Here is a 25,461-nt window from a genome sequence, read left to right as displayed (position 1 = left end):
AGGAGTCCAACATGAAAAAGATTTTAGTGAGCGAATGCCTTTACGGCGGAAAGATCGTCCGCTACGATGGCGGGGATACTACCGAAACGGACCCAAGGTTCGTGAAGTGGAAGGAGGAAGGGCGGCTGGTGCCTGTCTGCCCGGAAGTATTCGGCGGACTGCCGACTCCGAGACCGGATTCCCAGAGGGTTGGGGACAAAGTTATGGCCCAGACCGGAGAAGACGTAACCAGAGAATATACCCTGGGCGCTGAGGAAGCACTTCGGAGGGCAGAGGAAAACCAGGTTGCCTTTGCCATCATGAAACAGGACAGCCCGTCCTGCGGCAGCAAGTTTATCTACGACGGTACTTTTACGGATACCAAGATCGAAGGCCAGGGACTGGCTGCAGAATACCTGAGAAAGGCGGGTTATACGGTCTTTGCTGAGGAAGATTTGGACGAAGCGGAAAAATTGCTGGAAAAGTTGGAGCAGAACGAGTAAATTAACGGGTATAGAATTGAATGACAATCAGCCGCCCGGCGAAGGAAGTTCCTGCCGGACGGCTGATCTTATAGTTGTGGGATTACCTGTCTGAAGCTTTCCTGCTATTTCGCAAATTCTTTTACTGCTTCGTACACTCGGTCAACTTCTGACAAAAGGTTATAGGGTGCGAATCCAACCCGAACCAGTCCGCCGACCGGCTCAAGGCCCAGGACGTCCCTTATGGTTGCGATCGCATAATAGTCTCCATCCCAAACATTAAGTCCCTTGTCAGCGAGGGCAGCAGCAATGTCATGCGCATGGACTCCTTCGATCCTGAATGAAACGGTCGGCGTTCTTGGAGCCCCTTCTCCCGGGCCGTAAATTTTAAGCCCTGGGATATTCTGCAGCTTTGCTCTAAGGGCATCCGCCAGCTCATCCTCGTAGTATTCGAAGGCTTTCATTCCTGCTGCGATTTCTTTTCTCAGGCCCGAATAATCCTTAACTTCGTCTTCCAGCTGCTCCATATGGTGCTTTCCTGCGTCCGCGATAAACTTAACCGCTTCTGCCGCGCCGTTCACAAGCTCCATTGCCAGCGTACCGGTTTCCAGCTTAAGAGGCATTTGCGTGTTATCATATGCCTGGACTCTTGTAGAATTCAACTTATCGCCGATTTCCTTTTTGCAGTATGTAACACCAAGATGGGGCCCGAAGAACTTGTATGCGGAGCACTGCAAAATATCGGTGTCGATCTCTTTAACATCAATCATCTTGTGAGGTGCGTAGTGCACGGAGTCCACGATTGTAATTGCCCCATATTTATGTGCTTCCGCAATAAATTTTTTAACATCCGTAATGGTTCCGCATGAGTTTGCGGCCCAGTTGATTGCAAATATTTTAGTCTTATGGGAAAGCTTTGACTGAAAGTCTTCAAAGTCAAGTGTAATTGTATCAGGGTCAATATCTACGACCTTAACAACAAACCCCAGCTGTTCCAAAAGCCTCCATGGCGACCGGTTTGCCTCGTGATCAATGTTTGTAATTAAAATTTCATCTCCGGGCTCAAACATTCTTGCAAAACAAAAAGCCATTTTAAAATTATTGGAAGAGGTGTTTTCGCCAAAAGCAACTTCTTCAGGATCGCAGTTAAAGAACTCAGAAAAAACCTTCCGGCAGTTCACAACCAGTTCGTCACTGCTGATGGATGTTCTGAATGCGCCTTCTTCATTGGCGTTGTAGTAAAAGAGGTAGTCGCATACAGCCTTTGCCACTCTGATCGGCACCTGTGTCCCGCCGGGTCCGTCCAGAAAGGCTTCCTGATATCCGTTTACCGTTTTTGCTAACGCCGGAAACTGCTGTCTGATGTAATCCACGTCAAATTTAAAATTTTTTTTCATTCGTTCCTCCTTATAGATTTATCATAACCTGTAATATTTTATAGAGCCTTGCCAAGAGATACATATGTACATAAGCATCCTCCGGTTTATCTGTTCCGATGATTGTTCTTATTCTCTCCAACCTGCGCCGGATCGTATTTTCGTGCTGGAGCATCTTTGTCGCAGTCAGGGAGATGCTTCCCTCGCTTTCGGCATAGGTCATCAAAGTTTCAAACAGCCTAGCATTATGTTTTCTGTCGTACTCGTTCAGTTTATCTACCTCCCTTTCATAAACTGTTCTGATCCAGCTGTGGTTGCAAATTGGAATAAGAAGCGAATCCATCCCAAGATCACAGTATTTAAGCGTTGCCTCTCTGTCCACGGAAGCCGATATGTTGGCGTACATGCTTTCTTTCAGCGCAAAGCTAAACTCGTTATGTTTATGATGGACATTGCTAAAACCAATAAATAGTTTTTTTCTCATGTCCAACGCCAGGACAATTTTTTCTGCGGACTGAAAAACCGACTGCTCATCTGCTGCTTTCATAGAAAATATAATGATAAAGGAATCTCTAAGCCTGATTGCAACAGAAAAGCTGTTTTCAAAATTTGAACACTGTGTTTGGAAATATTCTCTGGCTTTTTCACATTGCTCGACTACCAGAGTACCAATCCTTTGGTCTTTGTGATATCTTGGCGTCGCGTACATGCAAAGATAGTGTTCATAAAGAAAAGGGCTCGCCCTTTTCATAGCCTTCGCGGATTCTTCACGGGATGGTTCTTCGCTCAAAAGAAGGTCTTCGATCTTCTCCGCCGCGACATCTCTTGTTACATCCTCTTGAAGGGCGTTTCTAACAACAAATATAATGTCATCCGTATAGGTATCTTCAAATAAAAATATGGGGACGTTTTTTTCGTTTGCTAAGCGGATGATTTCTTTGGGTACTGACTTGTAAAAAAGTGTTTTTATACATACGACAGATGCGTGTTTCTCCAAAAGCGCTTTGAATCTTCGCAGCAAGTCATCAGGTCTGTATTTGGCTTCACTTAATGTAGTGATTATGAATTCTCTCCTCGAAAAGGTCCTTGCCATATCTTCCGGCTCTTCCCAATCAAAGATTCCTGTCCCCAGGACCTCATTATATAGACCCTTATGACCTGCCACGATCCGAAATCCTTTGAATAAGGGATCTGCCATTATATCCTGAACCGTTATCATATCAACTCCTTTAAGCTACTTTTCTTCGATTGTATATTTCTTAAGCCTTACCGCAGGTTCTTTGGGAAGACCAAACTTCGGGAAAAACCGGTCTAACCCTGTAAGGGTAAGAACGAGCAGTGAAAGCACGGAAATCCATGCGAAGAAGTTAAGAGGGATAAGATCAAAGGCTCCGAATTTAACCAGGGGATATACAGCGCCGGTCAGCCCTACATAATAGATGTTGCATACATGCCAGGGAATCAGCTCTCCTGCAAGGACTCCGATGGCATCGCCGTACATAGCGTTTCTGCATCTGAGATCGTACAGATCCTCTTCACTTCCCTCAACACCTTCGTCAACAATGTTCTTAATAACAGGGCCCATGGTTGCCATCTGCGCCTGGTCATCGGACAAAAGCATATTGCCGATAATACAGAGAATCGCATTCCAAAACATCAAATGCTTGACCTTCCTTGAAAGCATCATGCAAAGCTTGGCTAACGGTTCGAAGGCGCCCATCTCCCGCATAACTCCGCCGAAGAAAATGACCCACATAACCATTATGAGGATCCAGCTTCCCGCATCGGCGAATGAGTCGTACATCATCTGCGTAAATTCCGTGAAAGAGGTAATTGTTCCGATGAAGGCTCCCATAACTGCCGCGCTTATAATACCGGATGCCAGACAAACAAGGGTAGGAAAATGCATAACTGCCATGGCAATAATTATGACGATGGGAATAATCATCCAAATAGGAATATTGCCACCTTCTACTTGATGAAGAAGTTCAACCGCCGCGGGCCTTTCTTCTTCCAGCGTACTCCATGCGTTTGCGGGAATATCTGAAATTGCATTGGAAGCTTCGGCAGCTTCCGTGGCCAGTCCTTTTACGATTCCGACTATGTAGAACAGGACAGATGCAAGGGCAACGTTTGTAAGGGACCATGCCAATTGCTTGTTAAACCGGTCAACGACTTCAACCTTCTGGATGGCACAGGTCATAATTGTTGTATCGGAAATAAGCGCTACATTATCGCCAAACGCAGCTCCGCCCGCACATGCGCACATTGTCATTACAGGATCTCCTCCTACAATATGTCCAAGCCACATAAAAATTGGGATGGTTGCCGCAAATGTTCCCCAGGAAGTTCCTGTTGCCATTGATAGAACGCAGCTCACCAGAAATGCTACAACAGCAATGCTTCTGCCGCTTACGCCCAGCTTAATTGCCGCTAAAATAACGCTGGCGCCAACGCCTGTCGTCATGAAGAATGTCGCTACCGCATAGGCTAACATAAAAATAAAAAAGACCATCATTGCATCTTTTACACCGCCCAAGGCGCTCTCCAAGATATCCATTACTTTTCTTTTTGTGGTAAGCCAGCATATGACTGCCGCGTAAAGCAGAGCGATTGGGGCAGCCATTAAGGTATCAAACCCTTTCATTACCAGACCGCAGAGAAGAAATATTGGTGAAAGTTTCACAATTATTAAAAGTGGTTTCATTTTCTGCCTCCTTTTACTTATACGATGTGAGCCAGGTCGAGCATCTTTCACGATTCTGCACCTTACGGCAAGGCCGTACAAATTGGCAGAATCGTATAACATATTGACCAATTGAAACGGCTTCGCCGCAAGGTACAAAATAGTTGAAACTTGTTCGACGTGGCTCACAAGTTATAAATTACATTCACATACTTATCATTGCTCAAATACATCATTGAGGGATAGCTTACATGAAATGTGACTATGTCTCCAACTTTGACTTCTTCTTTGCTGTCTTCAATGTCGAGAATCATGTGGTCGCTGCTGGACCCAATTACCGTTGCGCCTTCCATCTGGGGAAATATTTTGTCATTAAGGGCAAAGTCAAGCTTGCCGGCTGCCAGAAGCGCTCTCCTTCGAATTCCTCTGTCCGTGTATTCGGGCTTTCTGCCGAAAGAATCGATGCAGATCTCCCCAACCGGGTGGGACGGTTTATCCCTTACCTCAATTACTTCGGCCTCGAACGTAAAAACATCCTGATACATGTTCTCTATATCAAGGCCCCATATTTCCGGCAAATCGTAATTGTTCAGGATTCCTTCCCCGATTCTCAGATGGTTGATTCTCTCCGGCATGGATTGGTTCAGAACAAGTACGTAGGAACTGGTTGCTCCTCCCGAAATGATTTCCAGCCTTCGTCCGATTCGTTTTTCCACAAGCTCTGCGATTGATATCAGTTCATTCATTTTTGTGACAGTGGGCTTAATCGAGCCATAGCATCCCAGGTTTGTGCCCACGCCTTTGAGAACGATATTGTCCAGCTCTTTTTCGACAACTTCGGCACAATCAAGCAGCTCTTCCTGGTCCCAGAAGCCCTCGCGTAAATCGCCCAGGTCTGACATAAGAATCACCTCATGGGACGTTCCCGCTTTAGCGGCCGCATCATTCAGTGCCCTGATTACCTGGATATCGCTGTTCAGGCTGACATTCGCATATTTCACGACATCGTCTGCTTCACTGAGCATCGGTACTCTGAGGAGCAGATACTTAGCCTGGATGCCAAGCATAGTAAGCTCTTTTATCGTCCGCATGCGGGATGTTCCCAGCTGGCTGAAACCGGCTTCGGCAAATTCTTCAACGGCTTTTGGAAGGCCATTGAAGCCTTTGATCGCTCCGCAGACACTTATATTTGCCTGACTGCAATTGTCTAAAACGACATCGATATTGTGCCTGAGTTTTTTTAGGTCAACCACCAGTCTCGGGTATGGCGCATTTGTGATACTGTTTGAATTCATCGCTGTTTCACCTCCTTTTTGTTCCTATAATTCTAGTCCTGGAAAAAAGCTTTTACAATTGTCGGATAATTCACGTTATTGCTTTTTCCGGTGTAGGTTTCTACATAGCTATGGCTTTAAAGCTGTATTTTTCATGATTGAAAGAGGGCAGGATTTTATACGAAATATGGTCGTTTTTTACACGTTTTGAGAAATTAAACGTTCCGGCAACTGTCGCTGCGGAAGTTGTAAGCATGATAACCATTTTGGGCTGATTTGCGGAAACTTGACCTGAAATCAAAAGAAAATGCCTAAAAGCTGCAAAAACCTTTGACTTTCAGGGCCAGGAAGTGTAAAATATCCTCGTGTCACAAACGCTGGCACAATTTTCGTGTGAGCAGGATGGGAAATCCGTCCGGAGCGAGCGCGGCTAAAAAGAAGTTTTAGTTCGTCGAACCAGATTCGCCAGAATCCCAGTAGACAGGGCCGAACCAGATTCATCAGAATCCCAGTAGGTAGAAAGGAAAGAGGAAAAATGAGTTCATTTATCGCAAAGCCTCATGAAGTTGAACGTAAATGGTACGTTGTAGACGCAGAAGGCAAGAACCTCGGTAGAATGGCTTCACAGGTTGCAGCTATCTTAAGAGGAAAGAACAAACCGACTTACACACCTCACGTTGACTGCGGTGATTACGTTATCATCATCAATGCTGACAAAGTGGAAGTGACAGGCAAGAAGAGAAAAGAAAAGATCTATAAGAGACACACCGGATATCCGGGCGGTCTCCGGGAGGTCACTTTCGAGCAGTTAATGGAAAAACATCCGACTGAAGTTGTAAGACATGCAATCAAAGGCATGATGCCAAACGGCAAACTCGGCAGACAGATGTATAAAAAGCTGAAGGTTTACGCAGGACCGGAACACGATCATGCGGCTCAGAAACCAGAAGTTTTGGATATTTAGAGAAGGGAGGAATTGAACAATGGCAAAAACGCAATATTACGGAACAGGAAGAAGAAAGTCTTCAGTTGCTAGAGTGAGATTAATCCCTGGTACTGGAAACGTGACAGTAAACGGAAAACCTCTGGACGATTACCTGGCAATGGAAATCGTAAAAAGAGAGGTTAAGAGACCTTTTGAGATCGCAGGATGCGAAGGCAAGTTTGATGTAATCGCCACAGTAACAGGCGGCGGATACACAGGCCAGGCCGGAGCCCTGAGACACGGTATCTCAAGAGCCCTTTGTGAAGTAGACAGAGACGCTTACAGAGCTCCTCTGAAAGCTGCCGGATTCTTGACAAGAGACTCCAGAATGAAGGAAAGAAAGAAATACGGTCTCAAAAAAGCCAGAAGAGCAAGCCAGTTCTCAAAGAGATAATCACGGCGAGGATGTACTGCTCAAATCACATTCGTGTGGAAACCCCCGAATTCCAACCCTTGGAATCGGGGGTATTTTGTTGAAAAAATCTTGAAAAAATCAGTTGATAAAACCTGAATGCCGCCATTTGTTTGGATGCGGGTCAGAAGTTCAGGACTGGATGTAGCTCTCCATATTTGGGGTTTCGTATCCATTTTAAGCAGAAAAAACGCCTTTATGGATAAAAGTTGTGGCCTGGGAAAGCCTGTTTTAGACCATTTCCCGCTAAATGGCCTGATTTTAAAAAATGAAGAGCCAAGACCGTTGCAAAGTTATCCATATTTTTCTTAAAAGAAGCGAATCTGGATAACTTTTGTTATACGATATTCAACCTTACGGCAACGCCGATACAATCCGGTCAGAATAGTATTATACGAGCAGGATCAGCCAGGTTTCTCGCTTACCCGCAGCCCATTAAGAAGTTTTATTTTTTAATGGGACAGTCCCATCTTTTCTCTTACGCTTCAAATATGCGCCTACTCCAATAAAATATGCGCTGCGAAATATTCAGCCGCGTAGGGCTCGAGGATTTTATAGGCCTGGGATTTGGAAATCGCAGTGATCCGGTCTTCCGCCTGTATATAATCCTTATACCATTGCCGATGCTCTTTCGGCGTCTTTCCCCAGGCAAGCTTAAAGTGCTTATAAAAATATTTGTCGTCTGAAAACCCGCAGCGGTTGGAAATATCTATGACAGACAGCTCCGTAGTGAGAAGTAATGTCTGGGCGGCAAAACAGCGGATGTACCCGATCATGTTGCTGAAACTGCCAAATGGCGATTTGCGGATGAATTGGGACAGATAGTTTTCGTTGATATGAACCTTTTCCGCCAGCTCCGCGATGGTAATTTTCCGCGTATGGTTATTTTGGCAGTATGCGGAAACGGCCTGGAACCTTTCCCTCAGCTCATCGTTTTTGTTGGGATAAATGTTGATATAATTAAACCAGTCGAAATAGTCCAGCAGAATATTTACGATTCGATTGGAGACCGTCCGCATTTCGGCATCGGTGAGGGTGCCCCTTTTCGTATAAAGGTAGGCGGCAGCGAGAACCATATTTTTTATTTGCTGGAGGGGCGCTTTTTGATAGGGTTCGCAGCTGTTATCTTCACATGCCAGATACACATACTGAAGAAAGCTCCAGGGTTTTTCAAGCTTGTGCAGGTCGATATGGAAGATGATAAGCAAGTTGCTGATATCCGAATAGAGGCAATGGATATCCTCAAAATCCACAGTGAAGATCTGCCCCTTTTTCAGGGTGACAAACTCATGATTGCAATGGATCGAGACTTCTCCTTCCAGACAATATATCAATTCCACGGCAGACTCATGAAAATGCACGGAGCTATGGCGAATATCGCATATCTCTATGGAAACGGCCGAATCATTTATGTAATCGATAGGCTGGTCCGCGATATCCATGATCTTGTTGATTTTACGCATAAAAGGCCTCCTCAATATAAGGGCATTATATCCAAAAGTCTAAATGACGTCAAATCTTATTAAAATCTAATGAATAAAAACAAAAAATGACGGTTGTTACCAAATCAGTGTAAGAGTACGATTAAGCTATAAATTAAGAGCGGCTCGAAAATCTTTATAGGAGGAAATTGTTATGACGAACAAAATGAAGTTAAGGGACGAAAACGGCAAAATTTATTTTGGCTGGTACATCCTCATCGTATCGGCATTGATCGGAACACTGATTTATAACGGAATCATTTCCACATCTGGAGTATTTATGCTTCCTGTAACAACCGAATTGGGAATTCCTGTGGGAGCATTTTCATTCTACATTTCCATTTTATCGGTAGCAAATATTATTACGTTATACATTATTTCAAGAAAGCTCAACAAAAACAATATTAAGAAGATCATGATTATCACAGGGACCCTGGGTGTACTATCCTTCGTGGGTTTCTCGTTCAGCACGCAGATATGGCATTTCTATGCGTTAGCTGTTTTACAGGGTATCTGCTTTGGAGCGTGTACGATGACGCCATGTACGATTCTGGTAAGCAACTGGTTCGGACCGAAAGTCAGAGGTAAAGCGATGAGCTTCTACATTGCGGGAATTTCGCTGATTGGCATGGGCGTCATAAATATCCTGAATATGATAATCATGCGCAGCGGATGGAGAGGGGGCTACCTCTTTTGCGCGGCCGGTATTCTGATCTGTCTGCCGCTGATGGCTAAATTTGCTGTGTGGAGTCCTGCGGATAAAGGTGTTGCCCGGATGGGCGACGCTGAGGAAGCTGTTGAAGCGGGCCCTGTAGACCCCAATGCCATTCCCGGATATACGGCGAAGGAAGGTCTGAGAAAACCGGCTGTTTGGGTGGCGCTGATTTCCTGCGTACTGCTGGTGCTGGCATCCAGCTCCATGCTGCAGCACGGTATTCCAACCTTCATCATGGCCGGTAAATCACCGACAATCGCAACCTTTATTTCCTCTTTGATTTCCGTAATCATGATTGGAACGAACCTCATAGTAGGATGGGCCATAGACAAATTTGGCGTACGGTTCGGAGCAGTGGCTACATGCGCGTTCTTTGCGCTGGGGACTTTGGGATACGCGATGGTAGCGGATATGCCGGGACTGATGTATCCTTCCATCATCTTATACGCCTTTGGAGTTCCTGCGGTTAACACAGTATCTCCGCTGATTATGGCCTACATTTGCGGCGAAAAAGAAATCCACAAGTTTATCAGCTACATGAACATGCTGATTGCTGTTGGCGGAATTTTCGGAGCGGCCATCGTCGGAACAATGTTTGACGTAACGGGCGGATACAAGGTTCCGTGGCTGGTAATGGCCGGCATACTGGTAATTGCAAGTATTATGAGAGCAGTTGCCACTTCCAGGAAAAACAAATATGCAGCCTAAAGGAATGAAATATATGCTAGTTTCGGGGGAGAAGAGAAATGAAAAATTATTTAATAAAAAACGCAAAAGTCTGGACCGCCGATGAGCAGCGGCCCTGGGCGGACTGCATTGTCATAAAAGGAAAACGCATCGATTATGTCGGTCCATACAATGAGAAGCTTGCTGAGGATGACGTGGACGAAGTGGATGCCGGAGGAAAGCTCATTATACCCGCCTTTCTGGACAGCCATACCCATATCGTATCGGCAGCCAAGACCTTATGGTGCCTGCTGCTGGAACAGCGGGAATACCAGTCCATCGATGAGATCATGGAAATCGTTAAAGAATACGCATTGGAGTATCCAAAGGAGGAAGTCCCTTACATATATGCGTATTCATGCCCGACCCATTTGATGGATGCGGAGTACGCGGACCGGTATTTTATGGATAAATATGTATCGGACAGACCGGTATTGTTATGCGACATGAATTTCCACCGCTGTCTTTTGAACAGCAAAATGCTGGAGCTGATGGAGATTGATGAAACTGTGCCCTACGACCCTTCAACCTCCTGCAATTATGAGCGCTTTGAAGGAAATGTGCCCAATGGCATCGTAGAGGAACGAGCATTTGAATTCCGGCACGATATTGACAAAATGTACGAAAAGCTCAACTGGGAACCGCCTTCAGAGGCGGATCCCGAGACGCTGGCCCCCATACTCGAGCGGTTTACCGATTACGGGGTATGCGGAATCCTCGATGGCTTTACGGAATCGGAGGACGTCTTTGCAGGGCTGCGGGAGTTGAAAAATCAGGGTCGGCTCAATCATTACTATCACGGTATGCCCTTGATGAACAATTTCAGCGACCTGGAAGAAACCATTCGAACCGCAAAAGAGTGGCATGATAAATATGCCGATGACTATATTTACGTTGATACAATCAAATACTTTTTAGACGGGACCAATGAACTGGGTACAGGCGCCGTGATCGAACCATTTGTTCATGACCCGCACAACTATGGTAAAATGAATATGTCGGAGGACCAGCTGACCATTGTTTTTGAACGGCTTAACCAGGAAAATATCAATATACAGATCCATTTAGTGGGAGATCGGGCCTTCCGTGCTTCGCTCAATGCCGTAGAACACGCCCGCAAAAATGAAAACGAAAAAGGCAGAGCTTTCAGCATCAGGGTCACGCTTCTCCACTGTGAGCTGACCCATCCCGATGACCGCAGACGTGCGGCGGAGCTGGGTGTATACATCAACTTTACACCTGCGTGGGCAGGCGGTTTCTTTGGAGACGGTGCAAAGCAATATCTGGGAGAGAAGCGATATAACTCCATGTATGCATTTAATGAAATGATTGAGTCGGGCGCTGTGGTGAACTATTCTTCGGACATTGTGGATGAAGAAGGACTTCCTTTAGCAAATCCGGTTTTAGGCATTCAAATCGGACATACGAGAACCGATCCCCAGAGGCCCGGGCAAATCAGAGAACCTGCGTCAGAATGCATCTCAGTAGAAAATCTGATGCGTGGATATACGATCAACAATGCCCTGGGAATGGGCTTCGCTGACAAAACAGGCAGCCTGACACCAGGGAAAATGGCAAATCTCTGCATACTGAGCGATAACATATTTGAATGTAAACCCGAAGATATTTCTAAAATTAAAGCGGACATCGTAATATTTGAGGGGAAAACGGTAAAAGGAGCGTTGTAGAATGAGACTGGAAGATTACGAATTACCGACACCTGATTTTGAAAAACTTTTCAGAGCCGAAGTGTTATTGAGCGACCCATTTCCTTTGGGAGAAGCCGGAGGCGGCTACCGGGAAATCGTGGCAGTCACAGGCGGCAGCTTTGAAGGCGCGATCAATGGGGAAATACTGGATTTTGGCGGAGATTGGGGGTTGCTTCACAGTGATACCATCAACGAGCTGAACACAAAATACTTGCTGAAAACCGATGACGGTGCCTATATTTCCGTTGAATGCAGCGGGAAATTGATTATGGACTATGAAGATATGACAGGGTCCGGTGATGGAGATAACGCCGATTATTATTTCCGGCAGACGATCCGATTTACGGCAGGCGAAAAAAAGTATAGCTGGCTCAATGAAATCGTGGCAGTAGCAGTATCCGTTATAACTCCCGACGGCAATGTCTGTCTGGACGCTTACAAACTGGTTTAAGGAGATTGCAAATGAAAGCAGATTTAGTTGTAAAAAACGGAAGAATATTTGATGGGGGTAAAAGCCTCGGCAACACCGCAGCCGCAGTAAAGGATGGGAAATTTGTTTTCGTCGGAAAAGATGCGGCTGTGGAAACCTACATAGGGGAGGATACAAAAATAATAGACGCGGCAGAGTGCAGCATTCTTCCGGGCTTTGTGGACGCGCACCTCCACGCGACCATGTGTACGGAGCTTTATGCGACAAAGCTTATTTACGGCATTGATCGTCAGGAAGGTGAAAGCCGCCGGGCCTATATTGAAAGGAACCTGGAGCCTGTCAGAGAATATGCGGAGGAGAATCCTGACCTTCCTATCATAAGGGCTACTGGCTGGACGCCCGCCGCCTTCCAGCTGGATCCGGAAGGGACGCCTACCTGCCATGAAATCGATGAATTGGTGTGCGCCGACAGGCCGGTGATGCTCAGGTCATTCGATCACCACAGCGTACTGGTCAATTCCAAAGCTCTGGAGATGGCGGGAATCACCAAGGATACCCCTACTCCCAGGAATGGCATGATGAGCCGGGACGCGGACGGAAACCCTACCGGCTTATTCCAGGAGCTTTCCGCAATTTGCATGCTGATAGACAAGCTTCCTTTAATTGACTTTTCCGTAGAAGAATACAAAGCCGGGATCCTAAATTTCCAGAAGGAACAGGCCTTTCCCCATGGGCTGATGGGAATCTTTGACGCCTATGCGACGGAAAACGCTTTGGCCGCATACAAGGAGCTGGCGGAATCGGGAGAACTAAAGATTCGGGTAAGAACGGCGCTTTTGGCGGATCTGTCCCGGCCCTTCGATCAGTTTGAGCAGATGGTAAAGGATAAGGGGAAATACGATGTTGGCGACGACTTCAAAATTGAAACCGTTAAATTTTTCTGCGATGGCGGCGGCTTTACTTTCTACATGAACGAGCCCTTTGAAGCGCAGGTTCTCAAGGAAATGGGATATCCGCCGGAATACAGAGGTTTTCCCCAATGGACCGAGGAGGAAATGAAGCAGGCTTTTCTGCTGCTGGCAAAAGGCGGCTACCAGATCCACGTTCACGCCATGGGAGACGCGGCTGTAAAGCAGACCCTCAATGCCTATGAATACATAGAAGAAAACGGCGTAAGGGGCAGGAGAAATTCCATTGCTCACATTATGAACATTGATGACGGCGACATTGAAAGAATGGCGAGGCTCAATGTGGTCGGATCCATTCAGCCCACATGGCCGATCATCGATTATTTTTCCATGATGTTTGTGCTTCCGCTGCTGGGAAGAGAGCGGATGTACAACCAGTATCCCATCGGCAGAATGAAGAAAGCCGGGGCTGTCATGGCCTCGGGAACCGATTTTCCCATTACAGTGGAAATCGACCCGCTGAAAGGCATCCAGGTCGGCATGACGAGGACAACGCCGAAGGAATCGGAGCACTATGAGGAATATAAGGGCATTATTTCCGGGCCAGAGGACGATCCCACAGCGGACCTCATGTCTCTCAACGATATGATAGAAAGCTATACCCTTTCGGGAGCGTATCAGATGTTCACCGAAGATGTTACCGGGACCATTGAGGCCGGCAAATCCGCCGATTTTGTAATTCTAAGCGGCGCCATCGAGGACGCAGAGCCAATGGACATCGGTGAAATGAAAGTTGATAAATTTATCCTTAAGGGTGAACAGGTTAAATAAGATTCTTAGGAAAAGAGCGGCAGATTTTCGATAGAAACTATCAAAAGGATGTAATTAGATAGTTTCTATTGATATTTAGCCGCTTTTTTAGATTAATGGGCACATTGGTAAAATTTAACAATATGCCCATTTCTTCAACAACGGGTTCATTTTGGCTTTGTTGTTGAGGTATTTCCAAGGTTTATAGCATCTTCTCCTGTTCAAAGTCGCATATGGATTGAGTTTTTGTGCGGTCATGCTCTGTATCCTTGGAAAAAGTCCAACAAGAACCTGATTTTTCGCTGCATGTTGATAAAAATAGCAATTTGCATTTTGGAGAGCTTTTCATGGGAGCCGATTCCCTAATGACAGAGTATTTACAGATATGATAAAATGGGTTGAATGATTAAAGGAGAGAACGCTTGTTCTGGAGGGCGGAGAATGGTATAATAATAAGAAATTCAGAACGATCGCAGGGGGCGCCGCAGGGATGAAATCTATGGATGATAAAGAGCTGAAACGATTAGTAGAGCAATATGAAAAAAGCCGTGCATATTATAAAGACTCCGCCAGCTACAACGAGCAGAATTGCAGGGATGAGTTTATCAGCCCGCTGCTGGAGTGCTTTGGCTGGGACGTACATAATAAAAATGGAACAGCGCCGCAGTACAGAGAGGTTGTGGTAGAAAAGTTTTCCAATGAAAATGAACGGCCGGATTACACATTGACCTTAAACGGCGTTTCGAAAATGTTTATGGAGGCGAAAAAGCCTGCCGTGGATATAACGGCAGATCCGTCGCCGGCCGCTCAGGCAAGGCGCTATGGCTGGAACGCAAAGCATAAATTATCCATATTGACCAACTTTGAATATATGCTGATTTATGACACCACCAACAGGCCTCAAGGGGGAGACACCGCCAGCACATCCCTGTTTCGAAAATACCATTATCTCGAATATCCCGAAAAGTTTTCAGAGATAGCGGCATTAATTTCCAGGGATGCGGTCTATTCGGGAGAATTCGATCAATTCACCGGCGAGAACTTTCAAAACGCGGAACGATTTTCCGCGGAGGTGGACGAAACCTTTTTGCGGCAGATCAATGAATGGAGACTGGCAATCGGCAAATATTTGTATGAAAAATATGAAACCTACAGAGACATTGATGTATTAAACGATGCGGTTCAGGAGTTTATCAACCAGATTATCTTCCTGCGGATCTGCGAAGACCGGAACCTGCCTCTGTATAGGAGCCTGAAGGATGCCGCCCGCAATAAGGAGGAACTGCAGGACTCCCTGACGAGACTATTCAGGGAAGTGGATAAGCGGTATAATTCCGGACTGTTTTCCGGAGAAACGATTATCTTTGATCTGAGCAATGAAATTACCTTCGGGATGATTCTCTCCCTGTATTATCCGCAGTCGCCATATTTGTTCAATATTATTGAGCCGGAAATCCTGGGTAAAATATATGAAGCTTTTTTGGCGGAGAGCCTCATTTTGGAAGACGGGCAGATTGCCCTGTCCGCTAAAAAGGAATACAAGTACCGTTCCGTCGTATCAACACCTGTTGAAATCGTCAAGTACATGGTGAAGAATACCTTGCAGCCGGTCTGTCAGGGAAAAACGCCGGAAGAGGTTAAAGAACTTCAAATCGCGGATATTGCCTGCGGTTCAGGAGTTTTTCTGGAAGAAACTTATCAATTTCTGATCGACTATTGTGCTGCGTGGTACGCGGAGCATAAGCCGGAATATTTAATCGAGCTGAGCAATGGCAGGCGAAAGCTGCCGCTGACCGATAAAAAGGATATTTTGACCAGCTGCGTTTATGGGGTTGATATCGACATGCATGCAGTGGAGGTCTGCAAGTTTTCCCTGCTCATCAAACTCATTGAAGATGAAACTCCTGCCTCAGTCAGCCAGTGCGTTCCCATACTGCCGGATCTGACCCGGAACATTAAAAATGGAAATTCTCTGGTTGCGCGGGCTGACATAGGCGAGGAAGACGCTTCTATTGAGATGCTTCGTGAAATAAAGCCTTTTGAATGGGAATCGGTTAACGAAGGCCGGGGATTTGATATTATCCTGGGAAATCCACCCTATGTCAAGACGGAGGATATTCACGGCCTGGAAACGGGATGTGAGTTCGGGATTTATAAGAGAAAATATAAGAGCGCTTACAAACAATTCGATAAATACTATCTGTTTATTGAAAAAGCTTTCAGTCTGCTGAAAGAAGATGGCAGGCTTTGCTACATTGTGCCCAATAAATTTTATAAAATCGGCGCAGGCAGGGAATTGAGAAAGCTGCTGTCCGCGCATATTGCAGAGATCGATGATTTTGGCGATATGCAGCTTTTCCCGGATAAAACGATTTACAGCTCGATCATTTTGGCGCACAGGGAGCCGGCTGCGAAGCTCAAATATGCACGGGTGGATTCTGTGACAGAGCTTTGGGCCGGGGAAACGCAGGAAAGCATCACCATAGAGAATAAAACGCTGGATTCCTTTCCCTGGCGTCTGTCAACGGATCTGGAATTTATGAAGATGATTGCCCGGGTGGAAGGGCAGGGGCGGCCGCTGGGCGAGGTGGCGGATATTTTTAACGGAATTCAGACGAGCGCCGAACGCCCTGAGCCGGTGTACTGGTTCGGCAGGGATGAGATCCTTTCGGAAACAGACGAGGAATTAATTGTTGGGAAGTTCCAAGGGGAATACCATATTGAAAAGGACATTTTAAAACCTTACTTTAAACCGACAAAAGCAGATGAAAAGGGAATGGATACCTATTCCCTCTTAAAAACAGACAAGCATATTATCTTTCCATATAACACAGACGGCAGCCTGATCGATCTCGATACGATGAAGAGCAAATATCCGGGGACATATGAATATTTACTGGATTGCTACGAGCTGCTGGTGCCAAAGTGTCTCAACGGAGGTGTGGGCAGGGATATTAAAAATGCTGCCCCGGATACCTGGCATCAGTACGGAAGGACACAGGCGCTGACTGCCTTTATCAATACGCCCAAGCTGATTGTGCGGGTTTTAAGCAAAGCGCCCATGTATGCTTATGATAAAAACGATATGCTTATCGCATCCGGCGGCACGGCAGGCTACTGCGCAATAGCAACTCCGCCGGACTGCAAATATGATCTGGCCTATATTCAGGCGTGGCTGAATCATCCGTATACGGAAAAGCTTTTTCAGATTATGGGAAGCGATTTCGAGGGCGGCTTTACTGCCAGAGGAACGTATCTCTTAAAGCGGATTCCCTTTGTGGATCTGGATTTTAATGATGAGAGCCAGAGAGACCGGTACGAAGCCGTAGTAAAGGCTTCAAAACGAATTTATCAACTGAACGAAGCCTTGGAATTAAAGCAGGACAAAGCGACAACGGAAGTAATACGAAACGAGAAAGAAAATTTGATGAAGCAGATTGAAGAGAATATCACGAAGATCTACAAATTTCAATTTTAGGGGCGGAGCATGATATTAAAAGAAGACAGTTCAGAACAGAAATTAAGGGGTGCATACTATACTCCCCTTAAACTGGCCGAGAAAATGGTGGGCTTTTTTAAAGAGGACCGATCAATAAAAACCATCTTAGAACCCAGCTGCGGAGATGGTGTTTTTGTCGATGCGTTAATTGCCGCCGGTTTCCTGGATGAACGGCATGCGGTGACTGCCGTTGAAATTGAAAAGAAGGAAACCGAAAAACTGAAGAAAAAGCTGCCCGGGGACTTGAAGGTAAAAGTGCTGAATCAGGATTTTTTTGAGTTTTATCATAAAAATAAGAAGAAAAAGAAATATGATTTTATCCTGGGAAATCCGCCGTACATTCGCTATCAGTATCTGGAAGAAAAACAGAGAGAAGAGATGTCAAGCATCCTCACGGCCCATGGCATGAAATCCAATAAGCTGATTAATACCTGGGTCGGTTTTATGGTGGCCTGCGTCCGTATGCTTGCGGAAAACGGGAAAATTGCCTTTGTCATTCCTGCGGAAATCCTGCAAGTGGCATATGCGGAGGATCTGAGGCTGTTTTTATCCAACGAATTGTCCAAGATCACTTTGCTGACCTTCGAAGAACTGGTTTTCCCGGGAATTGAACAGGAGGTTATCGTCTTTATCGGCGAAAAAGGCGGGCAGGAAAGGGGAATAAAAATTGTCGAGCTCAACAATTTAGACGACCTGGACAGCCTGGATCTCAATGCCAATGGCTTTCAAAAGCTGAGCCATGTGCATGAAAAGTGGACCAAATATTTTACGACAGTGAAGGAAAACCGCTTAATCGCGCAGCTGAAAGAAGACGACCGGTTTCAGAAATTATCTGATACCGGGATCATTAACGTGGGCATTACCACGGGAAACAACAAATATTTTTCCGTAGACCGGGAAACTGTGGATCAGTATGGATTGGCAGATGTGGTGCGCCCGTTGATCGGACGGAGCTCTCACGCCCATAGCGTTTATTTTTACAAAAGAGACTGGGAAGTAAACGCAAATCAGGGCAAAGCGGCCTATCTCATCGACTTTCCTGACAAACCCCTTGCGGAATATCCGCAGAAACAGAGAAAATATATCGCTCTCGGTGAAAAGACCGGAGCCAACCAGGGCTATAAGTGCGGGATCAGAGATCGTTGGTATCAGATTCCTTCCATCTGGGTGCCCGACGCCTTTTTCCTGCGCAGAAATAATTTTTATCCAAAATTCGTACTCAACTGCTGCGATGCGGTTTCTACCGATACCATGCACAGAGTCAAATTTAAGGAAGGGGTTGAGCCGGAAAGAATCGTCCTGTCGTACTACAACAGCATTTCCTTTGCCTTTACGGAAATCTGCGGCCGAAGCTACGGCGGCGGGGTGCTGGAAATTTTGCCGGGCGAGGTGGGAAACATTCTGGTGCCTGTTTTGGACTGCGTTCCCATAGAGCAAGTTCGTGAAGTATTGAAAGAAGTTGATCGAATTGTAAGGGAGGGAGAAGATATAGAACAGGCTTTAAATCTGGTGGATAAAGAGATTCTTGTGGAATCTCTGCAAATTGATGAAGCTATGTGCGCGGCGGCGAGAAACATTTGGAAAAAGCTGCAGCGCAGAAGATTGAAGAGGAGCTAGATGATTTTTGGACTCCGGAAACATTGGAAGATCCGCGGCAGCGCGTTTTGCGTTTTCGCGGATCTCTTTGATTTCTTTAATGCTAAATGAGAAAGCCCAGGGTCAGATAAACCACTGCGGGTTTGCGACCGGATTCTGATTTCACCGGCAAATCCCGCGACCATTGCTCCCGAAAGGGCTGCTTGGTCGCAAGGAGGGGCCTCGTTACAAGAACAGCGGGCTGCGCTGCGGGAATCGGCGCATATAAAAACCTGCTTAAAAGGTAAATTGCTATTTTCATCAACACGCAGCGAAAAAACGAGCTTTTGTTGAACTTTTTCCAAGGATACAGGGCATGAGAGCGTAAAACTTTGATCAATATGAGGCCTCAGCCGATCGCAGGGGCCGTAAACCTTGGAAATACTTCAACAACTGAGGCAAAATGAATCCATTGTTGAACAAATAGGTACATCGCCTAAAAAGGCTTCTGTCTCCTCCAAAATCTTTGAATTTTGCGTCCATTGATATTTGCTCGGTGAGAACCGATGCAATCTTGACATCTTCTACATCTGTAGTATATAATTACTACAGATGTAGAAGATGTTTTCCTATCAAGCAAATTCAAATCGAAGGGAGGGATATGGATGGACAAGATAAGACGGCTGCCGGAAAGCGAGCTGGAAGTCATGCAGATCGTGTGGGACAATACGCCTCCGGTATCGCGGGCAACAGTTGAAAAGGCGCTTAACAGATCGCACCGATTGGCGCCGACGACCATTCTCACGCTTTTGACCCGTTTGTGCGATAAAGGCTTTCTTTCCATTGAGAAAAAAGGGCGCGCCAATTATTATACGCCGCGAATCAGCAGACGGGAATATCGTGCCTCTGAAAGCCGAAACATTCTGGACCGGCTTTACGGCGGTTCCCTGGCTGCGTTTACTGCCGCACTGTGCGACAGCGGAATCAGTGAAGAAGAACTGGAGCAGCTTCATGATCTTCTGGAAAGGAACAAATTATGATGACGGTTGGCATTCGGTTTCTGTGGGCGGTGTTTCTGGCCGTAATTCTTAGCGTTAGCTTCCGCCGTTCATGGAAAATAGAGCATGGAAAAACAGAGAAGCTGATTGGAGATACCGAACAAGCATATGTGTGGATATCCCCGCTGATGTTTCCGTTTATGATACTCGTTTTTTTTACGATGGAGATCGCAGGGGAAGAAGGGGCTTCCAATTTTATGGGGATGGCGCTGGATATTTTTATCAGCACCAGCGCATATTTCATTGCGCTGTTGATTTTTTTGCCGTTGCTGCGAAAACTTATCAGCGCCAGAGCCTGCGCTACGCTCTGGCTGATGCCGGTGTTTCTTTTCTTTCAGCCGACTATGTTGTTGGAGAACGCTTATCTGCCGCTGCAGGTCCTTTATATTCCGGAAATCGTTTTGCGCCTTTTCATCTATATCTGGCTGGCAGGTTTTGTGATCTTATTTGCGGGAGAAATTATTTCCGGAATGCTTTTCCAGCGCAAGCTGCTCAAAGGAGCCCGACCCATTGAAGAGGAAAGGATTCTGCAGCTATGGGAGCAGGAGAAAAAAGCCCTTCGTTATAAACGACCGGTGCGGCTTTTATGCAGTCCGGAGCTTACAACACCTTTGAGCATGGGCATATTTAAAAAAACGCAGGCCACACTTTTGCCTGATCGCTATTATACGATGGACGAATTGCGCCTGATTTTCCGCCACGAGCTCCATCATATCCAGCGGCGCGATGTGGATACCAAAATTTTTCTGAGCTTTTGCCGGGCAATGTGCTGGTTTAATCCGCTCGTATGGATCGCCATCCGCAGAGCCAGCGATGATCTGGAACTTTCCTGCGATGAAATCGTTCTGGAAAATTCCGGTGACTCTGAACGCCGCCAATATGCGGAACTTCTGCTGCGTACCGCAGGCAATTCCCGGGGATTTACCACCTGTCTATCCGCGGCAGCCAGCTCCCTGCGGTATCGCCTGAAATCCGTTGTACAGCCGCACGCACGGCGGACCGGTATTGCGCTTTTGGCTGCCATGATGCTTGTCTGCTGTATGAGCTACGGCAGTGTGTCGATTGTCAGTGACCGTGGGACTGTGGGATCACTGGTTCTCTCCAACATTGCCGCAGAAGATGTTTCTGCGCTGTATTATTATGATGACCCGAATACGGACGACAGTGACGACGGATACACCCTTACCTCATGCAGCGAAGAGCTGATGGCTTATCTGGAAAGCCTGAAAGCAGACAAACTTCTGAACAGGAGCTTGTCATCCTTTTACGACGATGCCCCGACACTCAGCCTTGAAGTGGAGACAGAGCAGGGAGAGCGGGACATTTCCTTTAATGGAAGATGCCTCAGTGTCGAGGATGAGGATACAGGACAGATGGAGTATTACCTGATTTCCCCGGAAATGAATGCAGCCTATGTCAAAAGCTTTTTTGATGCAGACTGATCGGGCCGTTATATCAGCCTGATCTCAATCTCCTGGGCGCCCTCCCAGAGAACCTTGCGTCCAAATTCGTACAGGTCCTCAAGGCCTTCGGTGATGGTCAGGAAATGATTCCCGGACAGCTGTCCGTGCTGGCTGGCAAAGCAGCATCTGCCATAGGACATGATGATTTCCATTTCGCTGATTCCGCCTGGATAGAGGAGCATTTCTCCCTTCGCCGGATGGGAAGTATGGTTTTCATAATCAAGGCCAGTCCTGGTGTCTCCGTAAGGGATCCAGATGCCTTCCCCGCTCCAGCGGACGTGGATAAACTGACTTTTTAAAGGCAGCATTTTTTCAAAGACCGCGCAGGTTTTCGGGGCTTCTTCTTCCAAAAGGCGGCCGACAAAGCGAAACTTTCCGGACTTGATTTCTACGTTTTTCATAATGGGACTCCTCTCTCACTTCTGGGCAGTAGTTAGTGGATAAACGGCTTTCGCCGCATATGCAGTAATGTTAAAATAATCATATAGCGTTCACAGATAAATTTCAATCCATTTTTTCATTCCGTTTGGCTCGTGAAGGAGTGGATAACAAGTGTTTTTTGATAGGAATAAAGCAGATTGTCGTTTGAAGAAAGGATGAGGTGATGATATGTTCAGAGAAATGAGACGAGGAAAACAGGAATTATCATTGGAAGAGAGTGTGAAAATTTTGAAACGGGGAACTTCCGGCGTGCTGGCTGCTGCCGGGGATGACGACTACCCGTATGCGGTGCCTCTCAGCTATGTATATGCGGATTCGAAAATTTTTTTCCACTGTGCGGGAGAAGGGCATAAGCTGGATGCCATTGCGAGGAACAGCAAAGTTTCCTTCTGCGTGATTGACAAAGACCAGATTGTCCCCGAGAAATACACCACTTATTTTCGAAGCGTGATTGCTTTCGGAAAGGCGCGGATGCTGTCGGATGAAGAGGAGAAAAGAGCGGCGCTGGAGCTTTTGGCTGAAAAGTATTCGCCGGAGTTTGAAGAGGGCCGCAGAAAAGAGATCGACAGCCAGTTCAGGCAGGTTCGCATGGTGGAAATAAAGATTGAGCATATGACGGGAAAGGAAGCCATCGAGCTGGTGAAAGAGGGCCGCAGCCCCGCAAAGGATTTCAAGTTTTAAAATAACAAAAAAAGGAAAACTTCATGAGAAATCCTGTAAATATACTGCGCCGGAGTTTTTTTGATTTTTCAGGGAAAGCTAAGAGTGAATCAAAAAATGGAGGTATATGTATGTTTAAACATGAAAAACAAATGTTTCATCCGGTAGCCGTAGAAAAGCCAAACCCGCAGTACGCGGCTCTTCTGCAGGAGCAGCTGGGCGGAGCAAACGGCGAAATGAAATCGGCAATGCAGTATATGTCACAGAGTTTTCGAATCAAAGATCCTGAAATCAAAGACCTGTTCATGGACATTGCGGCGGAAGAACTGGGCCATATGGAAATGGTAGCGGAGACCATCAATCTGCTCAACGGGCATGAGGTGGATTACACAAAGACCGGGGCCGGCGAGATCCAGACTCACGTGCTTTTGGGACTGAATCCGGGACTTATTAACGCTTCGGGATATTCCTGGACCGCGGATTACGTGACTGTAACCGGCGATCTTTGCGCGGATCTGCTTTCCAACATCGCTTCCGAACAGCGGGCAAAAGTTGTTTACGAATACCTTTATCGTCAGATCGATGATAAAAAGGTAAAAGAAACCATTGACTTCCTGCTCAACCGGGAAGAAGCGCATAACGCAATGTTCAGGGAAGCCTTTAACAAGGTTCAGAATACCGGATCAAACCGCGATTTCGGAACCACCCAGGCAGCAAAGATGTACTTTAGTATGTCCGAACCTTCCCCGCAGAATACAACGCTGAATAACATCGCGGGAAAACCGCCTGCGTTCCAGTAGGTGTTTTTAACGAAATAACCTTATCGAGCTGTCGTATTAGATAAAAAATTTAATGCGGCAGTTTTTTTGTGGAATTTGTTGCGCCGGGAGTCGGGGTGTCCTGCGGAACTGCCGCGGATGCGGCAGCCTCGGGCGGTTAAAGCGGGTTAACTATGTGGATAACATAAAGTTGATATCCTGAAAAAGCAAGTAATTTCAATGGGTTTGCTCTGCTTTTTATCCACATGTGGTCTTTGGATAAAAAGCAGGGATAACTGTGCTGCAATGGGATATGATGAGGCCGGGAAACCTTGATTTTGCTTTAATTTAGAAAAAACAGCCCAGATCTGTGGAAAAGTCCCGCTGTCAGCTATATATGGGAAGTATCGAAAGAACGTTAATTTACGATAAGAAAAAAATTGTGGATAATGAAAATGGAATTTACATAGAAAGCTTGAAATTTAAACAAATAACGGGGATATTTTATCCACATAGGCCTTTGGATAAAGGTGTGCGAAAGCCAAAAAGAATGTGGATAAGAGCGGTAAAATTTTTTTATGACTTTTTTTATGAGATTAAATCATTTTTGTTGTGGGCATGAGTTATATTATATGATAAGTGCTTAAAGAACGGTGCTTATCCGGCAGCGGCAACGCAGCCGGCGCGCAACTATAGGCCCATAGTAAGCTTACTGTTTTCAGGAGGAATCCGTTTTGACAAGAGAAGCGAATCTGCTAAAAAAAATTGAACAGGGGGATCTGACATATCTGGATGAGCTGATCGCTTGCTATTACCCGGACATTTTCCGCTATTGCCTGTGGCATACGGAGAACCGGCAGACCGCAGAAGACGCGGCGCAGGAAACGTTTCTCCGATTTGTCCGTTACTTTGACCGCATGGCTTATCGAAATAAAGTAAAAGCCTACCTATATAAAATCGCGGCCAATGTGTGCATTGACATGAGGACAAAACGGCGGTCCGAGGAACTGCCGGAAAACCTTTCCATGCGGGAACGGGGATATGAGGAAGCGGAAGATGAAGCAGATTTTCTTCGGCTGGTGCGGAATCTGCCTCAGCACCAACAGGAGCTGGTGATACTGAGATTCGGTCAGGACCTTACACTTCGTGAATGTGCCCAGGTCACGGGCCTTCCTCTGAGAACCGTCCAATCCAGACTGCGCAGCGCTCTGAAAAAAATTGAACGGCAGCTCCGAAAAGGAGGCAAAGAAAATGAATATGAATAAAAAACTTAAACAAGAACTGAGCCATTACGGTCGCGGAGAATGGTCACAGGACTCTCTGCAAAAAACCTGTGCCGCCGCCCGGGCCGCCTATGGAGAGCAGGATAGAAAGGAAAGAATCGGGTTTTGGAAATTTGTTATCAGGCAGATCCGGTTCGCCGGCGGAAGTCTGTGGATTCTTCAGGCTGCCGTGCTGATCGTAACCTGCCTGACCCTGGATATTCACTTGCATGCAGGAGCGTCTGGTTATGGCCCGTTGGGATTCGTACTGAGTCTGGCTTCTGTGGCAACGGCCATGACCGGCATCCCTTATCTGTGCAGATCTGTCCGCCATGGAATGTACGAAACGGAGACGGCGTCCAGAGTATCCTTTGCGGGACTTTTATTGGCAAGGCTGCTCATTACAGGCATCGGCAATCTAATTATGCTGGCGGCATTCTTTGCTCTTGCCAGTTTAAAGATGCCGCTTTCCATCAATGCCATAGGCTACATGCTGCTGCCCTTTTCTGTGATTTGGCTGGGAATTATGGTATTGATGCGGCTGGCCTGCGATCAATTGCTGCCTGCCCTTTGCGCGGCTTACAGCATTATCATAATGGCGGCGCTCTTTGCCCTGTATCAAATAGTGCCGCAAGTCTTCGGGCAGAGCAGCGTCCTTATTTGGAACATTGTGTGTATTGTTATAATAGCAGGACTTGCCTGGCAGATTAGAACAATGGCAAAAAAGCCTGCGTATATGGACGGAGTTTCCATGTAAAAACATAGGAGTCAA

General features: G+C 46.3%; 22 protein-coding genes. 15 read left to right on the top strand and 7 right to left on the bottom strand.

The window, feature by feature from the left end; genetic code table 11:
* Window positions 1–11 precede the first annotated feature (11 nt).
* Window positions 12–482 carry a DUF523 domain-containing protein gene (locus NE619_RS08220; protein WP_256131929.1) on the top strand — a complete coding sequence of 157 codons (471 nt, stop codon included), beginning with the start codon at window positions 12–14 and terminating at the stop codon, window positions 480–482.
* A gap of 104 nt (window positions 483–586) precedes the next feature.
* Here NE619_RS08220 and NE619_RS08215 read toward each other — a convergent pair whose 3' ends face one another.
* The 4 genes from NE619_RS08215 to NE619_RS08200 form a co-directional block, all read right to left on the bottom strand.
* On the bottom strand, window positions 587–1,858 hold the full coding sequence (locus tag NE619_RS08215) for a cysteine desulfurase-like protein (RefSeq protein ID WP_256131928.1): 1,272 nt from the start codon (window positions 1,856–1,858) through the stop codon (window positions 587–589).
* Window positions 1,859–1,868: 10 nt separating this feature from the next.
* The gene (locus NE619_RS08210; protein WP_256131927.1) at window positions 1,869–3,056 is read right to left on the bottom strand and encodes a PucR family transcriptional regulator; all 1,188 of its coding nucleotides are present in this window, start codon (window positions 3,054–3,056) and stop codon (window positions 1,869–1,871) included.
* Window positions 3,057–3,071: 15 nt separating this feature from the next.
* Entirely contained in the window at window positions 3,072–4,544 is a 1,473-nt protein-coding gene (locus tag NE619_RS08205; RefSeq protein WP_256131926.1) for a Na+/H+ antiporter NhaC family protein, read from the bottom strand.
* A 164-nt stretch (window positions 4,545–4,708) separates the two neighbouring features.
* A complete protein-coding gene (locus tag NE619_RS08200) occupies window positions 4,709–5,818 on the bottom strand; it encodes an alanine/ornithine racemase family PLP-dependent enzyme (RefSeq protein ID WP_256131925.1) in 1,110 nt (369 codons plus the stop codon).
* A 514-nt stretch (window positions 5,819–6,332) separates the two neighbouring features.
* On the opposite strand from NE619_RS08200, the gene rplM reads away from it, so the two are divergent.
* Both rplM and rpsI read left to right on the top strand, forming a co-directional pair.
* A complete protein-coding gene (gene rplM, locus NE619_RS08195) occupies window positions 6,333–6,761 on the top strand; it encodes a 50S ribosomal protein L13 (protein ID WP_256131924.1) in 429 nt (142 codons plus the stop codon).
* A 19-nt stretch (window positions 6,762–6,780) separates the two neighbouring features.
* Complete coding sequence (rpsI, locus tag NE619_RS08190) at window positions 6,781–7,176, top strand: 30S ribosomal protein S9 (RefSeq protein ID WP_256131923.1); 396 nt, start codon at window positions 6,781–6,783, stop codon at window positions 7,174–7,176.
* Between the two features lie 515 nt (window positions 7,177–7,691).
* Here rpsI and NE619_RS08185 read toward each other — a convergent pair.
* Complete coding sequence (locus tag NE619_RS08185; RefSeq protein ID WP_256131922.1) at window positions 7,692–8,657, bottom strand: AraC family transcriptional regulator; 966 nt, start codon at window positions 8,655–8,657, stop codon at window positions 7,692–7,694.
* A 172-nt stretch (window positions 8,658–8,829) separates the two neighbouring features.
* Here NE619_RS08185 and NE619_RS08180 point away from each other — a divergent pair, with 172 nt between their 5' ends.
* The 6 genes from NE619_RS08180 to NE619_RS08155 all read left to right on the top strand — a co-directional run bounded on the left by NE619_RS08180 (window position 8,830) and on the right by NE619_RS08155 (window position 19,089).
* The gene (locus NE619_RS08180; protein WP_256131921.1) at window positions 8,830–10,098 is read left to right on the top strand and encodes an MFS transporter; all 1,269 of its coding nucleotides are present in this window, start codon (window positions 8,830–8,832) and stop codon (window positions 10,096–10,098) included.
* 38 nt (window positions 10,099–10,136) lie between these two features.
* Window positions 10,137–11,804 carry an amidohydrolase gene (locus NE619_RS08175; protein WP_256131920.1) on the top strand — a complete coding sequence of 556 codons (1,668 nt, stop codon included), beginning with the start codon at window positions 10,137–10,139 and terminating at the stop codon, window positions 11,802–11,804.
* 1 nt (window position 11,805) lies between these two features.
* Window positions 11,806–12,276: a DUF3237 domain-containing protein gene (locus NE619_RS08170; protein WP_256131919.1), complete on the top strand. Its 471-nt coding sequence runs from the start codon at window positions 11,806–11,808 to the stop codon at window positions 12,274–12,276.
* Window positions 12,277–12,287: 11 nt separating this feature from the next.
* Window positions 12,288–13,994 (top strand): amidohydrolase, encoded by a 1,707-nt coding sequence (locus NE619_RS08165; protein ID WP_256131918.1) that lies wholly within the window; start codon window positions 12,288–12,290, stop codon window positions 13,992–13,994.
* Window positions 13,995–14,463: 469 nt separating this feature from the next.
* Complete coding sequence (locus NE619_RS08160; RefSeq protein WP_256131917.1) at window positions 14,464–17,451, top strand: Eco57I restriction-modification methylase domain-containing protein; 2,988 nt, start codon at window positions 14,464–14,466, stop codon at window positions 17,449–17,451.
* 9 nt (window positions 17,452–17,460) lie between these two features.
* Window positions 17,461–19,089: a class I SAM-dependent methyltransferase gene (locus NE619_RS08155; RefSeq protein ID WP_256131916.1), complete on the top strand. Its 1,629-nt coding sequence runs from the start codon at window positions 17,461–17,463 to the stop codon at window positions 19,087–19,089.
* A gap of 82 nt (window positions 19,090–19,171) precedes the next feature.
* Here NE619_RS08155 and NE619_RS08150 read toward each other — a convergent pair whose 3' ends face one another.
* Complete coding sequence (locus tag NE619_RS08150) at window positions 19,172–19,447, bottom strand: hypothetical protein (protein WP_256131915.1); 276 nt, start codon at window positions 19,445–19,447, stop codon at window positions 19,172–19,174.
* Window positions 19,448–19,712: 265 nt separating this feature from the next.
* Between NE619_RS08150 and NE619_RS08145 the strand changes: the two genes are divergently transcribed.
* Window positions 19,713–20,087, top strand: coding sequence for a BlaI/MecI/CopY family transcriptional regulator (locus NE619_RS08145; protein WP_256131914.1), 375 nt, complete (start codon window positions 19,713–19,715; stop codon window positions 20,085–20,087).
* Window positions 20,084–21,547, top strand: coding sequence for a M56 family metallopeptidase (locus NE619_RS08140; protein ID WP_256131913.1), 1,464 nt, complete (start codon window positions 20,084–20,086; stop codon window positions 21,545–21,547). Before NE619_RS08145 ends, NE619_RS08140 begins: the two co-directional genes overlap by 4 nt.
* An 8-nt stretch (window positions 21,548–21,555) precedes the next feature.
* On the opposite strand, the gene NE619_RS08135 is transcribed toward NE619_RS08140, so the two are convergent.
* Window positions 21,556–21,969, bottom strand: coding sequence for a DUF3830 family protein (locus NE619_RS08135; protein ID WP_256131912.1), 414 nt, complete (start codon window positions 21,967–21,969; stop codon window positions 21,556–21,558).
* Between the two features lie 208 nt (window positions 21,970–22,177).
* On the opposite strand from NE619_RS08135, the gene NE619_RS08130 reads away from it, so the two are divergent.
* The 4 genes from NE619_RS08130 to NE619_RS08115 all read left to right on the top strand — a co-directional run bounded on the left by NE619_RS08130 (window position 22,178) and on the right by NE619_RS08115 (window position 25,446).
* Entirely contained in the window at window positions 22,178–22,690 is a 513-nt protein-coding gene (locus tag NE619_RS08130; RefSeq protein ID WP_256131911.1) for a pyridoxamine 5'-phosphate oxidase family protein, read from the top strand.
* A 110-nt stretch (window positions 22,691–22,800) separates the two neighbouring features.
* A complete protein-coding gene (locus tag NE619_RS08125) occupies window positions 22,801–23,469 on the top strand; it encodes a manganese catalase family protein (protein WP_256131910.1) in 669 nt (222 codons plus the stop codon).
* Between the two features lie 692 nt (window positions 23,470–24,161).
* Window positions 24,162–24,692 (top strand): RNA polymerase sigma factor, encoded by a 531-nt coding sequence (locus tag NE619_RS08120; protein WP_256131909.1) that lies wholly within the window; start codon window positions 24,162–24,164, stop codon window positions 24,690–24,692.
* On the top strand, window positions 24,679–25,446 hold the full coding sequence (locus NE619_RS08115) for a hypothetical protein (RefSeq protein WP_256131908.1): 768 nt from the start codon (window positions 24,679–24,681) through the stop codon (window positions 25,444–25,446). The genes NE619_RS08120 and NE619_RS08115 overlap by 14 nt, the downstream gene beginning before the upstream one ends.
* Window positions 25,447–25,461 lie beyond the last annotated feature (15 nt).

It is taken from the genome of Anaerovorax odorimutans (assembly GCF_024459955.1).
GTDB classification, from domain to species: domain Bacteria; phylum Bacillota; class Clostridia; order Peptostreptococcales; family Anaerovoracaceae; genus Hominibacterium; species Hominibacterium odorimutans_A.
Note: the sequence above shows the minus strand (reverse complement) of the source record. Positions and strands in the feature narration are given on the sequence as shown.